The 14,435-nt window shown below is 58.3% G+C and carries 13 protein-coding genes; 3 read left to right on the forward strand and 10 right to left on the reverse strand.

The genetic code is table 11. From position 1 onward, the window contains the following. Together nagZ and ICA15_RS10305 are read right to left on the reverse strand one after the other, a co-directional pair. Nucleotides 1-1,011, reverse strand: coding sequence for a beta-N-acetylhexosaminidase (gene nagZ / locus ICA15_RS10300; protein WP_150604505.1), 1,011 nt, complete (start codon nt 1,009-1,011; stop codon nt 1-3). Nucleotides 1,012-1,169: 158 nt separating this feature from the next. Continuing rightward, nucleotides 1,170-1,877, reverse strand: a complete 708-nt coding sequence (locus ICA15_RS10305) for a TetR/AcrR family transcriptional regulator (protein ID WP_150604506.1) — start codon at nt 1,875-1,877, stop codon at nt 1,170-1,172. Between the two features lie 229 nt (nt 1,878-2,106). Between ICA15_RS10305 and lexA the strand changes: the two genes are divergently transcribed. Together lexA and sulA are read left to right on the forward strand one after the other, a co-directional pair. After that, nucleotides 2,107-2,715 (forward strand): transcriptional repressor LexA, encoded by a 609-nt coding sequence (gene lexA / locus ICA15_RS10310; protein ID WP_016775490.1) that lies wholly within the window; start codon nt 2,107-2,109, stop codon nt 2,713-2,715. Nucleotides 2,716-2,725: 10 nt separating this feature from the next. Continuing rightward, entirely contained in the window at nt 2,726-3,199 is a 474-nt protein-coding gene (gene sulA / locus ICA15_RS10315; protein WP_150604507.1) for an SOS-induced cell division inhibitor SulA, read from the forward strand. A gap of 97 nt (nt 3,200-3,296) precedes the next feature. Here the strand turns inward: sulA and ICA15_RS10320 are convergent, their stop codons facing one another. The 7 genes from ICA15_RS10320 to ICA15_RS10350 all read right to left on the reverse strand — a co-directional run bounded on the left by ICA15_RS10320 (nt 3,297) and on the right by ICA15_RS10350 (nt 11,709). After that, nucleotides 3,297-3,530 carry a hypothetical protein gene (locus tag ICA15_RS10320; protein ID WP_150592597.1) on the reverse strand — a complete coding sequence of 78 codons (234 nt, stop codon included), beginning with the start codon at nt 3,528-3,530 and terminating at the stop codon, nt 3,297-3,299. 106 nt (nt 3,531-3,636) lie between these two features. Then, on the reverse strand, nt 3,637-4,161 hold the full coding sequence (locus ICA15_RS10325; protein ID WP_210553178.1) for a DUF6586 family protein: 525 nt from the start codon (nt 4,159-4,161) through the stop codon (nt 3,637-3,639). A gap of 143 nt (nt 4,162-4,304) precedes the next feature. Next, complete coding sequence (gene topA / locus ICA15_RS10330) at nt 4,305-6,938, reverse strand: type I DNA topoisomerase (RefSeq protein WP_150617570.1); 2,634 nt, start codon at nt 6,936-6,938, stop codon at nt 4,305-4,307. A gap of 114 nt (nt 6,939-7,052) precedes the next feature. Further along, nucleotides 7,053-7,289: a DUF1653 domain-containing protein gene (locus ICA15_RS10335; RefSeq protein WP_042560169.1), complete on the reverse strand. Its 237-nt coding sequence runs from the start codon at nt 7,287-7,289 to the stop codon at nt 7,053-7,055. A gap of 98 nt (nt 7,290-7,387) precedes the next feature. After that, nucleotides 7,388-8,563 carry an acetyl-CoA C-acyltransferase FadA gene (fadA, locus tag ICA15_RS10340; protein WP_042560170.1) on the reverse strand — a complete coding sequence of 392 codons (1,176 nt, stop codon included), beginning with the start codon at nt 8,561-8,563 and terminating at the stop codon, nt 7,388-7,390. Between the two features lie 32 nt (nt 8,564-8,595). Continuing rightward, entirely contained in the window at nt 8,596-10,743 is a 2,148-nt protein-coding gene (fadB, locus tag ICA15_RS10345) for a fatty acid oxidation complex subunit alpha FadB (protein ID WP_150598230.1), read from the reverse strand. A gap of 528 nt (nt 10,744-11,271) precedes the next feature. Continuing rightward, nucleotides 11,272-11,709: a hypothetical protein gene (locus ICA15_RS10350; protein ID WP_210553179.1), complete on the reverse strand. Its 438-nt coding sequence runs from the start codon at nt 11,707-11,709 to the stop codon at nt 11,272-11,274. Nucleotides 11,710-11,812: 103 nt separating this feature from the next. Between ICA15_RS10350 and ICA15_RS10355 the strand changes: the two genes are divergently transcribed. Continuing rightward, complete coding sequence (locus tag ICA15_RS10355; protein ID WP_042560173.1) at nt 11,813-12,250, forward strand: universal stress protein; 438 nt, start codon at nt 11,813-11,815, stop codon at nt 12,248-12,250. A gap of 89 nt (nt 12,251-12,339) precedes the next feature. Here the strand turns inward: ICA15_RS10355 and ICA15_RS10360 are convergent, their stop codons facing one another. Further along, the gene (locus tag ICA15_RS10360) at nt 12,340-14,256 is read right to left on the reverse strand and encodes an ATP-binding cassette domain-containing protein (RefSeq protein WP_150617568.1); all 1,917 of its coding nucleotides are present in this window, start codon (nt 14,254-14,256) and stop codon (nt 12,340-12,342) included. Between the last annotated feature and the right edge of the window lie 179 nt (nt 14,257-14,435).

The following is a 14,435-nucleotide window of genomic DNA, read 5'->3' on the forward strand; positions in this document are numbered from 1 at the left end:
TTAGTCGATCAGCTGGGCATCTTTGAGCGCGCCGATAGCGGTGAGCCAGCGCGGATTCTGGCGATAATCGGTACTGGCAAATGCCTGACCGCGCATACGGGCGATCCGGGCGGACGGTTTGACCTTCAGGCGTTGCGCGGCGCTCAAAGCGAGTTCGGCAGCGGCGCGGTCGTTGCACACCAGGCCCATGTCGCAACCGGCAGTCAGCGCAGCTTCGATGCGGCTGGCGGCGTCGCCGACCACGTGAGCGCCGGCCATCGACAGGTCGTCGCTGAAGATCACGCCGTCGAACTGCAACTCGCCGCGCAGGATGTCCTGCAACCAGCGTCGCGAGAATCCTGCGGGCTGCGAATCCACCTGCGGATAGATAACGTGCGCCGGCATGATCGCGGCCAGTTGTTTGCTGAGTTTGGCGAACGGCACGAGATCGTTGGCGCGGATCTCGTCAAGGCTGCGCTCGTCGTTGGGGATCGCAACGTGGGAGTCGGCTTCGGCCCAACCGTGACCGGGGAAATGCTTGCCAGTGGCGGCCATACCGGCACTGTTCATGCCGCGAATAAAGGCGCCAGCGAGCAACGCGGCACGCTGCGGATCACCTTCAAACGAACGAGTGCCGACCACGGCGCTGCGCTGATAATCCAGATCAAGCACCGGCGCGAAGCTCAGGTCGAGGCCCACGGCCAGCACTTCGGTGGCCATGATCCAGCCACATTGCTCAGCCAGGTATTCGGCATTCGGGTTGTCAGCGATGGCGCGCATGGCCGGCAGGCGTACGAAGCCCTGACGCAGACGCTGCACGCGACCGCCCTCTTGATCCACCGCCAGCAGCAAATCCGGGCGAATCGCACGGATCGCCGCGCTGAGCTCACGCACTTGGCGCGGATGCTCGATATTGCGCGCGAAAATGATCAGGCCGCCCACTTCGGGCTGACGCAACAATTGGCGATCTTCGGCCGTCAGCCAGGTACCGGCGACGTCCACCATCAACGAGCCTTGCAGGCCAGCAGTCATAGAGATTCCTTGAAAACGAAAAACCCGATCCGCAACAAATCGCTACCGTGAGCAATGCTCGGCAGGTCAGCAATTTCTTTTAGGATCGGGTTCAGAACGAGAGTCGGCATGGGCGGCTAGCTTAGCGGATACAAGCTGCCGCGCCCACCCGTGCGCGGTTAAACCTTGGCGGCGACCGGCGTTGATTTGCTGCGCGGGCGCAATTGCGCAGTGGCCATGGCAGCGTCGGTGACACCGGAATCGGCGCGCATGCCCGCCGCGAGGAACGGCACCATCAGGCGCATGACCTGCTCGATGGAGGTATTGACGCCGAAATCTGTCTCGGCAATCGCGCGCAACGCCTTGATGCCGGACATGCTGAACGCGGCGGCGCCGAGCATGAAGTGCACGCGCCAGAACAATTCAATCGGGGGAATGTTAGGTGCTGCTTCGTTGACCAGCAGCATGTAGCGACGAAACACCTTGCCGTACATGTCTTCCAGGTAACGGCGCAGGTGACCCTGGCTTTGACTGAACGCGAGACCGAGCAGGCGCATGAAGATCGACAGGTCGTTACCGCTGCGAGGCTGAACCACGAGGGCTTGTTCGACGAGGATTTCCAACAACTCTTCGAGGGTCGGCTTGTTTTCAGGTTTGGCCTGACGGCGTTCCAGCTCTTTATCGAGACTGGCGCAGAAAGGCCCGAGGAAGCGCGAGAACACCGCCTGAATCAGCGCTTTCTTGGAGCCGAAATGATAGTTGACCGCAGCCAGGTTGACGCAAGCCTTGCTGGTGATCAAACGCAATGAGGTTTCAGCGAAACCTTTTTCCGCGAACAACTGCTCGGCAGCATCAAGAATGCGTTCAACGGTTTCCGACTGGGCCATGGCTACTCCGCCTGACAAACACTTGTTTGAAACATACGTTTCAGCCTGTGTCTTGTCAAGCCTGTCGGTTCTTTTTGGGAATGGTCAGTCATCTATTTAACCACACAAGGGCGACGCATTAATAAGCACGTCCGCTGACCGTCTGGCGGCAGGTAAAAAAACGGGCATTGCCAAGACCGATTCACTGTATATAATCCCAGTCACTGTATAAAAAGACAGAGCGATCATTATGCTAAAGCTGACGCCACGCCAAGCCGAGATTCTGGCCTTTATCAAACGTTGCCTCGAAGACAACGGTTATCCGCCAACACGTGCGGAGATCGCTCAGGAACTGGGCTTCAAGTCGCCCAACGCGGCAGAAGAACACCTCAAAGCGCTGGCCCGCAAAGGCGCCATCGAGATGACTCCGGGTGCCTCACGCGGTATTCGCATCCCTGGCTTCGAAGCCAAGGCGGATGACTCTACCCTGCCGATCATCGGCCGTGTCGCTGCCGGCGCGCCGATCCTCGCCCAGCAGCACATCGAAGAATCCTGCAACATCAATCCGACCTTCTTCCATCCACGCGCCGATTATTTGCTGCGTGTACACGGCATGAGCATGAAGGACATCGGCATTTTCGACGGTGACCTCCTCGCAGTCCACACCACCCGTGAAGCGCGTAACGGCCAGGTCGTTGTCGCCCGTATCGGCGATGAAGTGACGGTCAAACGCTTCAAGCGCGAAGGCAGCAAGGTCTGGCTGATTGCCGAAAACCCCGAGTTCGCCCCTATCGAAGTCGACCTGAAAGATCAGGAACTGGTGATCGAAGGCTTGAGTGTCGGCGTAATCCGCCGCTAAAGGAGGCTCTATGCAGTTCCCACACACACCTCAGCAAACACAACTGCCTTTATTCGAAGCGTTTCTGGCGCAACCGATGGCGCCGATCCTCAAAGAAGTGGTCGAGCGCGAATGGAATGCCGAACCTGAAGTATTCAGTGAGCTGTCTCTGCGCGGTGCGGCCGGGAACTGCCTGAATCTGCTGGCTCCGATCCTTCGCGAATTGAGCGAGGATCAGGACGCTCGCTGGCTGACGTTGATCGCACCGCCCGCAAGCCTCACGCAGACTTGGCTGCGCGATGCCGGCCTGAACCGCGAACGCATTCTCCTGCTGCAACCGCGCGGCACTCAAAGCGCTCAGCAATTGGCGTGCGAGGCATTACGTCTGGGCCGCAGCCACACAGTCGTTACCTGGCTCAACCCGTTGAACACAAGTTCACGGCAGCAGTTGGTCAGCGCTGCGCGCACGGGCGACGCTCAGAGCCTGAACATTCGATTGGGTTGATTTGCAAGTTACACGCGCTGTGTGAAGCGCAGGGCTTCTCCAAGGATAGAGAAGCCGATCTGAAGCGGTAGTGACAAAAACCAAAAGCCGTCGGGAATCAATGAAGAACCCGCGACCCTTCATCTTTATCAAACTCACCTTCGATCATTCGGCCTGCCATCTGCACGCCAACGCTCAACATCGCTTTTGCGATTTCCACGTGCTGGCCCTGCAGGAATGTCTTGGCGTCCTCGGAGAAATCCAGAGTCACCAGAGAACCCTCGTCCTCAGCCCTGCGCAGTTCGATTCGGCCGTCGGGTAACTCGACAATTTCTAGAAAGGACGTTGGCATATAGGTCTGTTCTCCACGAAAGGCAGGCATTATATAGACATCATTCAGGCTTCGCTCATGATCTTGACCAGCAGCATGTTTCAGATTGCCACCGTGTCAATCATCGTCAGCACTCGTTCAAACCTTCGCGAAAACGAATAGCCAGGCTTTTGAGGTTCTGCCGCCAATCCTCAAGCTCCTCTCGGCTCAACTCTTGCGGCGCCTCTTCTTCATCCAGATTAACGGCCTGAATCAACGGCTGTGTCACATCGCCCTTGGGCTTATGTGGCACGCGAGGCGGTTGGAACAATGCCGAATGCGCTGCCAGCAGTTTTGCCAACCAGGTTTGCGGATTGCCTGCCAGCTCAACCATTTCCGCCAGCTCGGGAATCGCGATCGACTCGAGCACTTCACGCGTCAACAGCATCTCGGCCCGTGGTGCGCTAGCCTGAGGCAGGCGATAGAACCCGGCAATTTCATGGCACAGCCCCAATAGCGCGCCATAGAGGTGGAACAACGCCGACTCACGTCCAGCCTGAATCAGCGCCAGAGAGTTCATCGCCCGCCCTTCTTCAGCTCGAGCCAGAGCTTCCAGCGACAGGCCGGCGAAATAGATTTTCTGATTGGTGCGGGTATAGAGCTCGTGGGCCATGACGGCAGCCTCCACAACGAAATAATTGCTTCACACAGACCGGACAGTGTCGTGGATCAACTGATCACACCGCAAGCACAAAACAAAAAGGCCGCATGAAAACCCGAGGGTTCTCATGCGGCCTTTCAGTATCAGACTAACGCTTACTCTGCCTTGGCCTTCGTAGAGCGCTTGTCTTCAACAGTCCACTTGCCGCCGTCGTAGTAAGCCTTCCAACCGGTAGGCTTGCCATCGACTTCGGTCTGCACGTACTGCTCCTTGGTCTTGCGGCTGTAGCGGATAACCGCTGGCAGACCATCAGGATCCTTCTTCGGCGCTTCGCAGAGGAAGTGGTACTTCGGATCGATCTCATCCTTGTGCGGCACAATCTCGATCACCAGCGGAGCGCGAGTCTCGCGGTTTTTCGGGAACTGACTGGCCGCCAGGAACAGACCGGACGCACCGTCGCGCAGGATGTAGGTGTCGTTGACCTTTTCGCATTTCAGCTCAGGCATCTTCACCGGATCCATCTTAGGCGGCGCCGCGTCACCGCTCTTCAGCAGTTTGCGGGTGTTCTTGCACTCAGGGTTGGTACACCCGAAGAACTTGCCGAAACGGCCGGTCTTGAGCTGCATCTCGCTGCCGCACTTGTCGCATTCCAGGCTCGGACCTTCGTAGCCCTTGATGCGATAACTGCCCTCTTCGATTTCGTAGCCGGCGCAATCCGGGTTGTTACCGCAGATGTGCAGCTTGCGCTTCTCGTCGAGCAGGTAAGCGTCCATCGCCGTGCTGCAGATCGGGCAGCGATGCTTGCCACGCAACACCAGCGACTCCGACTCACCTTCGTCGTCCGCAGCGATTTCGTCGCCCGGCACGAGGTTGACGGTGGCCTTGCAGCGCTCTTTCGGCGGCAGGCTGTAGCCCGAGCAACCGAGGAACACGCCGGTCGATGCTGTACGGATCTGCATCGGACGGCCGCAAGTGGTGCACGGAATGTCGGTCATGACCGGCTGGTTGGCACGCATGCCGCTTTCAGGATTCTCGGCTACTTCGAGTTTCTTTTTGAAGTCGCCGTAGAACTCGTCCAGCACGTTCTTCCAGTCGCGCTCGCCTTGGGCCACGTCATCGAGGTTCTCTTCCATGCCGGCTGTGAAGCCGTAGTCCATGAGGTTCGAGAAGCTCTCCGAGAGACGCTCGGTAACGATATCGCCCATCTTTTCCGAATAGAAACGACGGTTGTGCAGGGTCACGTAACCGCGATCCTGAATGGTCGAAATGATCGCGGCGTAAGTCGAAGGACGACCAATGCCGCGTTTTTCCATTTCTTTAACCAGGCTGGCTTCCGAATAACGCGCCGGCGGCTTGGTGAAGTGCTGGGTCGGATCAAGCTTGATCAGCTTCATGACGTCGCCCTGCGCCATATCGGGCAGAACATCGTCATCGCCAGGTTTGGCAATCTGCGGCATTACGCGGGTGTAACCGTCAAACTTCAGGATACGACCCTTGGCGCGCAGCTCGAAATCACCAGCGCCGACACTGACAGTCGTCGACAGGTATTGCGCCGGCAGCATCTGGCAAGCCAGGAACTGACGCCAGATCAGCTCATAGAGACGCTCGGCATCACGCTCCATGCCCGCCAGCTTGCTCGGAATGGTGTTGGCATCGGAGGGACGAATGGCTTCGTGAGCCTCTTGTGCGCCTTCCTTGCTGCTGTAGACGTTCGGCGTTTCCGGCAGGTACTTCTTGCCGAATTCGTCTTCGATGTAAGCACGCGCCATCGTCACGGCGTCTGCCGAGAGGTTGGTCGAGTCGGTACGCATATAAGTGATGTAGCCGGCTTCATACAGACGCTGGGCCATCATCATGGTTTTTTTCACGCCGAAGCCCAGGCGGTTGCTCGCGGCCTGCTGCAGGGTGGACGTGATGAACGGCGCCGACGGCTTGCTGCTGGTCGGTTTGTCTTCGCGCTTGACGATGCTGTAGCTGGAGGACTTGAGTTTCTCCAGTGCAGCCATGGCCTGAGCTTCGTTGAGCGGTTTGAAGGCTTCGCCCTTTTCACGCGCTACTTCGAAACGTACGGTCGAGCCTTTGGCGCTGCCGAGATCGGCATGCACTTCCCAGTACTCTTCCGGGTTGAACGCGCGAATTTCACGCTCACGCTCAACCACCAGTTTCACGGCGACCGATTGCACACGACCGGCGGACAGGCCACGGGCGATCTTGGCCCACAGCAGCGGCGAGACCATGTAGCCCACAACGCGGTCGAGGAAGCGGCGCGCCTGCTGAGCGTTGACGCGATCGATGTCCAGCTCACCCGGCTTGGAGAAGGCTTCCTGAATCGCCTTCTTGGTGATTTCGTTGAACACCACGCGCTTGTAGCGGCTGTCGTCACCACCGATGGCTTCGCGCAGGTGCCATGCAATGGCTTCCCCCTCGCGATCCAAGTCGGTTGCGAGATAGATGGTGTCAGCATCCTTGGCGAGCCGGCGCAGCTCTTCGATGACCTTTTCCTTGCCCGGGAGGATCTCGTACTTGGCTTTCCAGCCATGATCGGGATCGACACCCATACGCGAGACCAGCTGCTTGCGCGCTTTCTCTTTCGGCGTGAGCACCGGACCTTCGCCTGCGGCAGCCTTGCCGCGCTTGGCGGCTGGCTCTTTGCTGGCGCTAGCCGAACCGCTGGTGGGCAGGTCTCGGATATGGCCGATACTCGACTTCACCACGTATTGGTTGCCCAGATACTTGTTGATGGTCTTGGCCTTAGCCGGGGATTCCACAATGACCAGCGATTTGCCCATGGATCAGAAAATTCCTGAATTCTAGAAGTGAAAGGCGGTTGGCGCCTGACGCGGCACCGCTATATATAGTTGATACAAGGTGAGGTCAAGCGCAGGGTATTGCGCGCACTCCCCTTATGCCTTGGAAAACAGGCTCGGTTCGGCTTGCACCAAAGCAAAGCGTGGGACCTGCTCGCCGTCAACCTCGACGGACTCCAGAAACATGCTCAAGGGACGCACCCAAAAGCCGTAATCGCCATACAGGGCTTGGTAAAACACCACTTCTTCTTCCGTCTCGGAATGCCGCGCGACATTGAAAACGCGGTACTGCGGACCTTTGTAATGCTGGTAGAGCCCAGGTTGTATCGGCATGGTTTGGCCCTCCCTCAATTTTTTTCAAAATAAAAACAAAATAAATCCGCAAAAACAAAAACCGGGGCACTTGGCCCCGGCTTCCATCGACGAGACGCTTAGACGCGTTCGAAGACGGTGGAGATGCCTTGGCCGAGACCAATGCACATAGTGGCCACCCCGAAGGTGCCGCTATTCTGCTTCATCACGTTCAGCAAAGTGCCGGAAATCCGAGCACCGGAGCAACCGAACGGGTGACCCAAGGCGATCGCGCCGCCGTGCAGGTTAACCTTCTCGTTCATCTTGTCGAGCACTTTCAGATCTTTCAGCACTGGCAGAGCCTGTGCGGCGAAAGCTTCGTTGAGCTCGAAGAAGTCGATATCGTTGATGCCAAGGCCCGCACGCTTCAGGGCTTTTTGTGTTGCCGGAACTGGACCATAGCCCATGATTGCCGGATCCACACCCGCCACTGCCATCGAACGGATCACTGCCATAGGCTGAATACCCAGGTCCTGAGCACGCTGCGCCGACATCACGATCATGCACGAGGCACCATCGGTGATCTGCGACGAAGTACCGGCAGTCACGGTGCCGCCCTTTGGATTGAAGGCCGGCTTGAGGGCCGCCAGACTTTCCAGGGTGGTTTCCGGACGAATGGTTTCGTCGTAGTCGAACAGTTTCAGGAAACCGTTCTCGTCATAACCCTGCATCGGGATGATTTCGTCTTTGAACTTGCCTTCCAGAGTCGCCTTGTGGGCGAGCTGGTGGGAGCGCACGCCAAAAGCGTCCTGCTGTTCGCGAGTGATGCCGTGCATCTTGCCAAGCATTTCAGCGGTCAGGCCCATCATGCCCGAGGCTTTCGCCGCGTACAGCGACATGTGCGGGTTCGGATCGACACCGTGCATCATGCTCACGTGGCCCATATGCTCGACGCCACCGACGACGAACACGTCACCGTTACCGGTCATGATCGCTTGCGCAGCAGTGTGCAGCGCGCTCATCGACGAGCCACACAGGCGGCTGACAGTCTGACCGGCAGCCGTGTGCGGGATCTGGGTCATCAGCGACGCCATGCGCGCGATGTTCCAGCCCTGCTCCAGGGTCTGGTTGACGCAGCCCCAGATCACGTCTTCGACTTCGTTCGGATCAACCTTGACGTTGCGTTCCAGCAATTTGCTGATCAGGTGCGCCGACATGTCTTCGGCGCGGGTGTTGCGGTGCATGCCGCCCTTGGAGCGGCCCATCGGAGTACGACCGAAGTCGACAATCACGACGTCTCTTGGATTCAAGCTCATAAAATTTCACTCTCGCTCAAAAGTTGGGACGCTTAACCGAAGAACCGTTGGCCGGTTTTGGCCATTTCACGCAGTTTCGCGGTCGGGTGGTACAGCGCGCCCAAATCAGCGTACTGGTCAGCCAGGGCAACGAACTCGGCAACACCGATCGAATCGATGTAGCGCAGCGCACCGCCACGGAATGGAGGGAAACCGATACCGTAGACCAGACCCATGTCGGCTTCGGCGGCGGTTTCAACAATGCCGTCTTCCAGGCAACGCACGGTTTCCAGGCAGAGCGGGATCATCATCCAGTTGATGATGTCTTCGTCAGTGACTTCGCGCTGCTCGTAAACGATCGGCTTGAGCACTTCCAGTACCGACGGGTCGGCAACTTTCTTCTGCTTGCCCTTCTTGTCGGTCTCGTAGGCGTAGAAACCCTTGCCGTTCTTCTGGCCCAGACGCTTGGCTTCGTAAAGCACGTCAATGGCCGAGCGGCGGTCATCTTTCATGCGGTCCGGGAAGCCTTCAGCCATGACGTCACGACCGTGGTGACCGGTGTCGATGCCGACCACGTCCATCAGGTATGCCGGGCCCATCGGCCAGCCGAATTTTTCCATGACCTTGTCGATACGGACGAAGTCCACACCGGCGCTGACCAGTTTGGCGAAACCACCGAAGTACGGGAACAGTACGCGGTTGACCAGGAAGCCCGGGCAGTCGTTGACGACGATCGGGTTCTTGCCCATTTTCTTGGCGTAGGCAACGGTGGTGGCAACAGCCAGCTCGCTGGACTTCTCGCCACGGATCACTTCCACCAGCGGCATCATGTGCACCGGGTTGAAGAAGTGCATGCCGACGAAGTTTTCCGGACGCTTGAGGGCCTTGGCCAACAGGCTGATGGAAATGGTCGAAGTGTTGGACGCGAGGATGGTGTCCTCTTTGACCTTGTCTTCAACTTCAGCCAGCACGGCTTGCTTGACCTTCGGGTTCTCGACCACGGCTTCAACGACCAGATCGACGTGACCGAAATCACCGTAGGACAGGGTCGGACGAATGCCGTTGAGCACTTCAGCCATTTTCGCAGGGGTCATGCGACCTTTATCAACGCGGCCAACCAGCAGTTTGGCGGCTTCGGCCAGACCCTGCTCGATACCGTGCTCGTTGATGTCCTTCATCAGGATCGGCGTGCCTTTGGAGGCCGACTGATAAGCGATACCGCCACCCATGATGCCGGCGCCCAGTACAGCGGCCTGCTTCACGTCTTTGGCGATTTCGTCGTAGGCCTTGGCCTTTTTCTTCAGTTCCTGATCGTTCAGGAACAAACCGATCAAGCTCTGCGCGGCAGAGGTCTTGGCCAGTTTGACGAAACCGGCGGCTTCAACTTCCAGCGCCTTGTCGCGACCGAAGTTCGCAGCTTTCTGGATAGTCTTGATGGCTTCAACCGGCGCCGGATAGTTCGGGCCAGCCTGACCTGCCACGAAACCTTTGGCGGTTTCGAAAGCCATCATTTGTTCGATAGCGTTCAGCTTGAGCTTTTCCAGCTTCGGCTGGCGCTTGGCCTTGTAGTCGAACTCGCCGGAAATGGCGCGTTTGATCAGCTCAAGGGCAGCTTCCTGCAGCTTCTCTGGAGCAACCACGGCATCGACGGCGCTGACTTTCAGCGCGTCTTCCGGGCGGTTTTCCTTGCCGGAGGCAATCCACTCGATGGCGTTGTCGGCACCGATCAGGCGCGGCAGACGTACGGTGCCGCCGAAGCCTGGGTAGATGCCCAGTTTGACTTCCGGCAAACCGATCTTGGCCTTGGTGGACATGACGCGATAGTCAGCCGCCAGACACATTTCCAGACCGCCACCCAGGGCGATGCCATTGATCGCGGCGACAGTCGGAACGTTGAGGTCTTCGAAATCGCTGAAGATCTTGTTGGCTTCGAGATTGCCAGCAACCAGCTCCGCATCCGGCAGCTTGAAGTTCTCGACAAATTCGGTGATGTCGGCGCCGACGATGAACACGTCCTTGCCACTGCTGACGATCACGCCTTTGATCGAAGCATCTGCCTTGATGGTGTCTACGGCCTGACGCAGTTCGTTCAGGGTTAGACGGTTGAACTTGTTGACGGACTCACCCTTGAGGTCGAATTTCAATTCGACGATGCCACTTTCAAGAGCTTTAACCGTGATGGCTTTACCTTCGTAAATCATCAACTGATCTCCACGATATGGAAGCTGAACAGTACACGTCGGACGCAGGCGAATGGCTAGGCAGGACGCTTTTTCGTCGATGCTGACACCAATTCACCCGGCACACCCGCCAACGCGATAGTCGGGATTCTGTAGGAGCAGTCTGTAAGACAAACGCTCAATTCATACGCCCGTTTGATTTGGGTATGTCACCTTCACGGAATTTCCAACAATTGTCAATCGCCCAAAATGCGGGTTGAAATGCGACTTTGCGGTCATTTCCGTACCACACAGATCCACAACACGCGCCTGCATGTGGAGCCATTCATAGAATCAATAGTTAGAAAAGTCGCCCTAATTCGCAGCGAGCCCTGTTTAAAAGTCTACGCTCACGGGACGATAGATAAATGCGCTGCCCGTTTGAAGCCGGGGTCAGTGGTAAAAAAGTTTCCGGCCTGCCTGGCCAACCCCGCCCGATGAATCATGTCGGGCTTTTTATTGCTCGTCTGCCGGACGTTTCGCACCGTTGCAGTGCGAAAAATCCGAGAGCTACGCCAGCGCTTTCAGAGTGGCGTCAATATCCAGCAAAACCGTGGCTTCGCCCTTCTCGCCCCAGTACAAGGCGATCATCTGCTTATCCGCCTCGATCTTGTAGACGTTGCCTGGCAACTTTTCGAAATGATTGAGCAGCGCCCGATCCTCGCAGACTTCCTGCCACTGATTGACCCACACGCCTGGCGATTTTTGCCAGTACGCCCAGCATGCCGGCTGACTACCGCGACGCGGCCGATGGTACTGCGCACACGGATTCGGCGGCTCTTGAGACAGCCAGTGCGGCCACTCCTGAGGCGCCAGCTGCATGGCCAGGCCAATACGACGCGCCTCCATACGCAGAGCGATTCGACCGCTCTGCGCGCGCGATGGGCGCAACCATGCCAGTGGGCTCAATACCACCAACAGGATTGACACCACTATCCAGACCGTCATATCTGTACTCCCGTTTTCTGATGAGCCCATTGCGTCACTTTGGAACCAATGCGCTTGAAACCAGCCATACTTACCAATATTGAAACCTTACGAGGAGCGCCTCATGCCCTACCACCACATCCTGGTCGCCGTAGATCTGACTGAAGAGTGCGACCCCGTCATCCACCGCGCCCGCGAGCTGTCGGTGAGCAACGGCGCTAAGCTGTCGCTGGTGCATATTGTCGAACCGATGGCTATGGCTTTTGGCGGCGACGTGCCGATGGACCTGTCACAACTGCAACAGCAGCAGTTCGATCAGGCCAAGGAACGCCTTGAGCGCCTGAAGCTCAAGTACACCGAACTTGAAGGCGCCAACTGCCACTTGACCTACGGCCAGCCGCGTCAGGAAATCCATCACTTCGCCAAGGAACAGCAATGCGATCTGATCGTGGTCGGCAGCCATGGCCGTCATGGTCTGGCGCTGTTACTGGGCTCGACAGCCAATGATGTGCTGCACGGCGCGCCTTGCGATGTGCTGGCGGTGCATCTGGTCAAACGCTGATAACACCGACCCATGTAGGAGTGAGCCTGCTACACATGAAAAGCCCGGCGCTCATCACTGAGCGCCGGGCTTTTTAATGGCTCAAGCAATCAGGCATCCAGCTCGGCCCAACGCTCCACCAACGCTTCCAGTTCCGCCTGCAATTGCTCGAGCGAGGCGATGACCTTGGCAGTCTCTGCCGCAGGACGCTGATAGAAACCGCTGTCGGCCATTTCAGCCTCAACGGCAGCGATCTGCTGTTCCTTGGCATCGATATCGCCCGGCAACGCTTCCAGCTCGCGCTGCAGCTTGTAGCTCAGCTTCTTCTTGGCAGCTGGAGCAGCAACTGGCGCAGCAGCGGCCGGCGCAGCCGTAACCACGGCCGAGTTCAGGTCAGCCTTGCCCGACTTGCTCTCGGTCACGCCCAACAGACGCGGCGAGCCGCCCTGACGGATCCAGTCCTGATAACCGCCGACGTATTCACGCACCTTGCCTTCACCTTCGAAGACCAGGGTGCTGGTGACCACGTTGTCGAGGAATGCCCGGTCGTGGCTGACCATCAGCACAGTGCCGTTGAATGTCAGCAGCACTTCTTCGAGCAGCTCGAGGGTTTCCACGTCGAGGTCATTGGTCGGTTCGTCGAGTACCAGCAGGTTCGCCGGCTTGCTGAACAGTTTGGCCAGCAACAGACGCGCACGCTCACCACCCGACAGCGCCTTGACCGGCGTGCGAGCACGCTGCGGGCTGAACAGGAAGTCACCGAGGTAGCTCAGCACGTGGCGGCTCTGACCGTCGATGTCGATAAAGTCGCGACCTTCGGCGACGTTGTCGATCACGGTTTTTTCCAGATCCAGCTGATGGCGCAACTGGTCGAAGTACGCCACGTCGATCCGCGTGCCCTCTTCCACTTTGCCGCTGGTTGGCTGCAAGCCGTTGAGCATCAGCTTCAACAGGGTGGTCTTGCCGGTACCGTTGGCGCCAAGCAGACCGATACGGTCGCCGCGCTGCAGAACCATCGAGAAATCCTTGATCAGGAACGGGCCGCCCGGATGAGCAAAGCTCACGTTCTCGAGCACCATCACCTGCTTGCCGGACTTGTCGGCGGTGTCCAGCTGAATATTGGCCTTGCCGGTACGTTCACGACGCTCGCTGCGCTCAACGCGCAAAGCTTTCAAGGCGCGCACGCGGCCTTCGTTACGGGTACGACGGGCCTTGATGCCCTGACGGATCCACACTTCTTCCTGGGCCAGACGCTTGTCGAACAGCGCGTTGGCAGTGGCTTCGGCAGCGAGCTCGGCTTCTTTGTGCACGAGGAAGCTGGCGTAGTCGCCGTTCCAGTCGATCAGGCCGCCGCGATCCAGTTCCAGGATGCGCGTGGCGAGGTTTTGCAGGAAGGAACGGTCGTGCGTGATGAACAGCACGGCGCCCTGGAAATCTTTCAGCGCTTCTTCAAGCCAGGCAATCGCACCGATGTCCAGGTGGTTGGTTGGCTCGTCGAGCAGCAGCAGATCTGGCTCGGACACCAGCGCCTGCGCCAGCAGCACGCGACGACGCCAGCCGCCGGACAACTCGGCGAGGGTCTTGTCGGCCGGCAGTTGCAGGCGGCTGAGGGTGCTGTCGACCAGCGTCTGCAAGCGCCAGCCATCACGGGCTTCGAGGTCGTGCTGAACGTGCATGAGCTTGTCCAGATCGGCATCGGTGACGATGTTCTGGCTCAGGTGATGGTATTCGGCGAGCAACGCGCCAACGCCGTCGAGGCCTTCAGCCACGACGTCGAAGACTGTCCGCTCGTCGGCCACGGGCAATTCTTGCGGCAATTCGCCGATTTTCAGACCGGGGGCACGCCACACCGAGCCGTCATCAGGCTTCTGGTCGCCCTTGACCAGTTTCATCATGCTGGATTTGCCAGTGCCGTTGCGGCCGATGATGCACACCCGCTCACCACGGGCGATCTGCCAGGACACCTTGTCCAACAACGGCATAGCGCCGAACGCAAGGGACACATCGCTGAATTTGAGCAGGGTCATGAGCTTCTCCAAAAACCGGGGGCGCATTCTACCTGACTTGAGGCTTCAGCAGGCCGGCAATTTGTCTGTCGAAGCACTCTGCACAACATTTGTTGCGAACTTGTGCCACACGGCTTGCAAAGCTTTCGCCGCTTGCTGGCAAAAGGCTAAGCTACAGACAATTCAGTGCTGATCGATGT

This window comes from Pseudomonas sp. P116 (assembly GCF_020149425.1).
GTDB classification, from domain to species: domain Bacteria; phylum Pseudomonadota; class Gammaproteobacteria; order Pseudomonadales; family Pseudomonadaceae; genus Aquipseudomonas; species Aquipseudomonas anatoliensis.

Bases quoted from the DNA above. Each gene is read 5' to 3' on its own strand.
- topA (WP_150617570.1), bottom strand. From the start codon at position 6,938: ATGGGCAAATCGCTGGTCATTGTGGAATCCCCGGCTAAGGCCAAGACC.
- ICA15_RS10325 (WP_210553178.1), bottom strand. From the start codon at position 4,161: ATGGCCCACGAGCTCTATACCCGCACCAATCAGAAAATCTATTTCGCC.
- ICA15_RS10350 (WP_210553179.1), bottom strand. From the start codon at position 11,709: ATGACGGTCTGGATAGTGGTGTCAATCCTGTTGGTGGTATTGAGCCCA.
- lexA (WP_016775490.1), top strand. From the start codon at position 2,107: ATGCTAAAGCTGACGCCACGCCAAGCCGAGATTCTGGCCTTTATCAAA.
- ICA15_RS10320 (WP_150592597.1), bottom strand. From the start codon at position 3,530: ATGCCAACGTCCTTTCTAGAAATTGTCGAGTTACCCGACGGCCGAATC.
- ICA15_RS10360 (WP_150617568.1), bottom strand. From the start codon at position 14,256: ATGACCCTGCTCAAATTCAGCGATGTGTCCCTTGCGTTCGGCGCTATG.
- fadB (WP_150598230.1), bottom strand. From the start codon at position 10,743: ATGATTTACGAAGGTAAAGCCATCACGGTTAAAGCTCTTGAAAGTGGC.
- ICA15_RS10355 (WP_042560173.1), top strand. From the start codon at position 11,813: ATGCCCTACCACCACATCCTGGTCGCCGTAGATCTGACTGAAGAGTGC.
- nagZ (WP_150604505.1), bottom strand. From the start codon at position 1,011: ATGACTGCTGGCCTGCAAGGCTCGTTGATGGTGGACGTCGCCGGTACC.
- sulA (WP_150604507.1), top strand. From the start codon at position 2,726: ATGCAGTTCCCACACACACCTCAGCAAACACAACTGCCTTTATTCGAA.
- fadA (WP_042560170.1), bottom strand. From the start codon at position 8,563: ATGAGCTTGAATCCAAGAGACGTCGTGATTGTCGACTTCGGTCGTACT.
- ICA15_RS10335 (WP_042560169.1), bottom strand. From the start codon at position 7,289: ATGCCGATACAACCTGGGCTCTACCAGCATTACAAAGGTCCGCAGTAC.
- ICA15_RS10305 (WP_150604506.1), bottom strand. From the start codon at position 1,877: ATGGCCCAGTCGGAAACCGTTGAACGCATTCTTGATGCTGCCGAGCAG.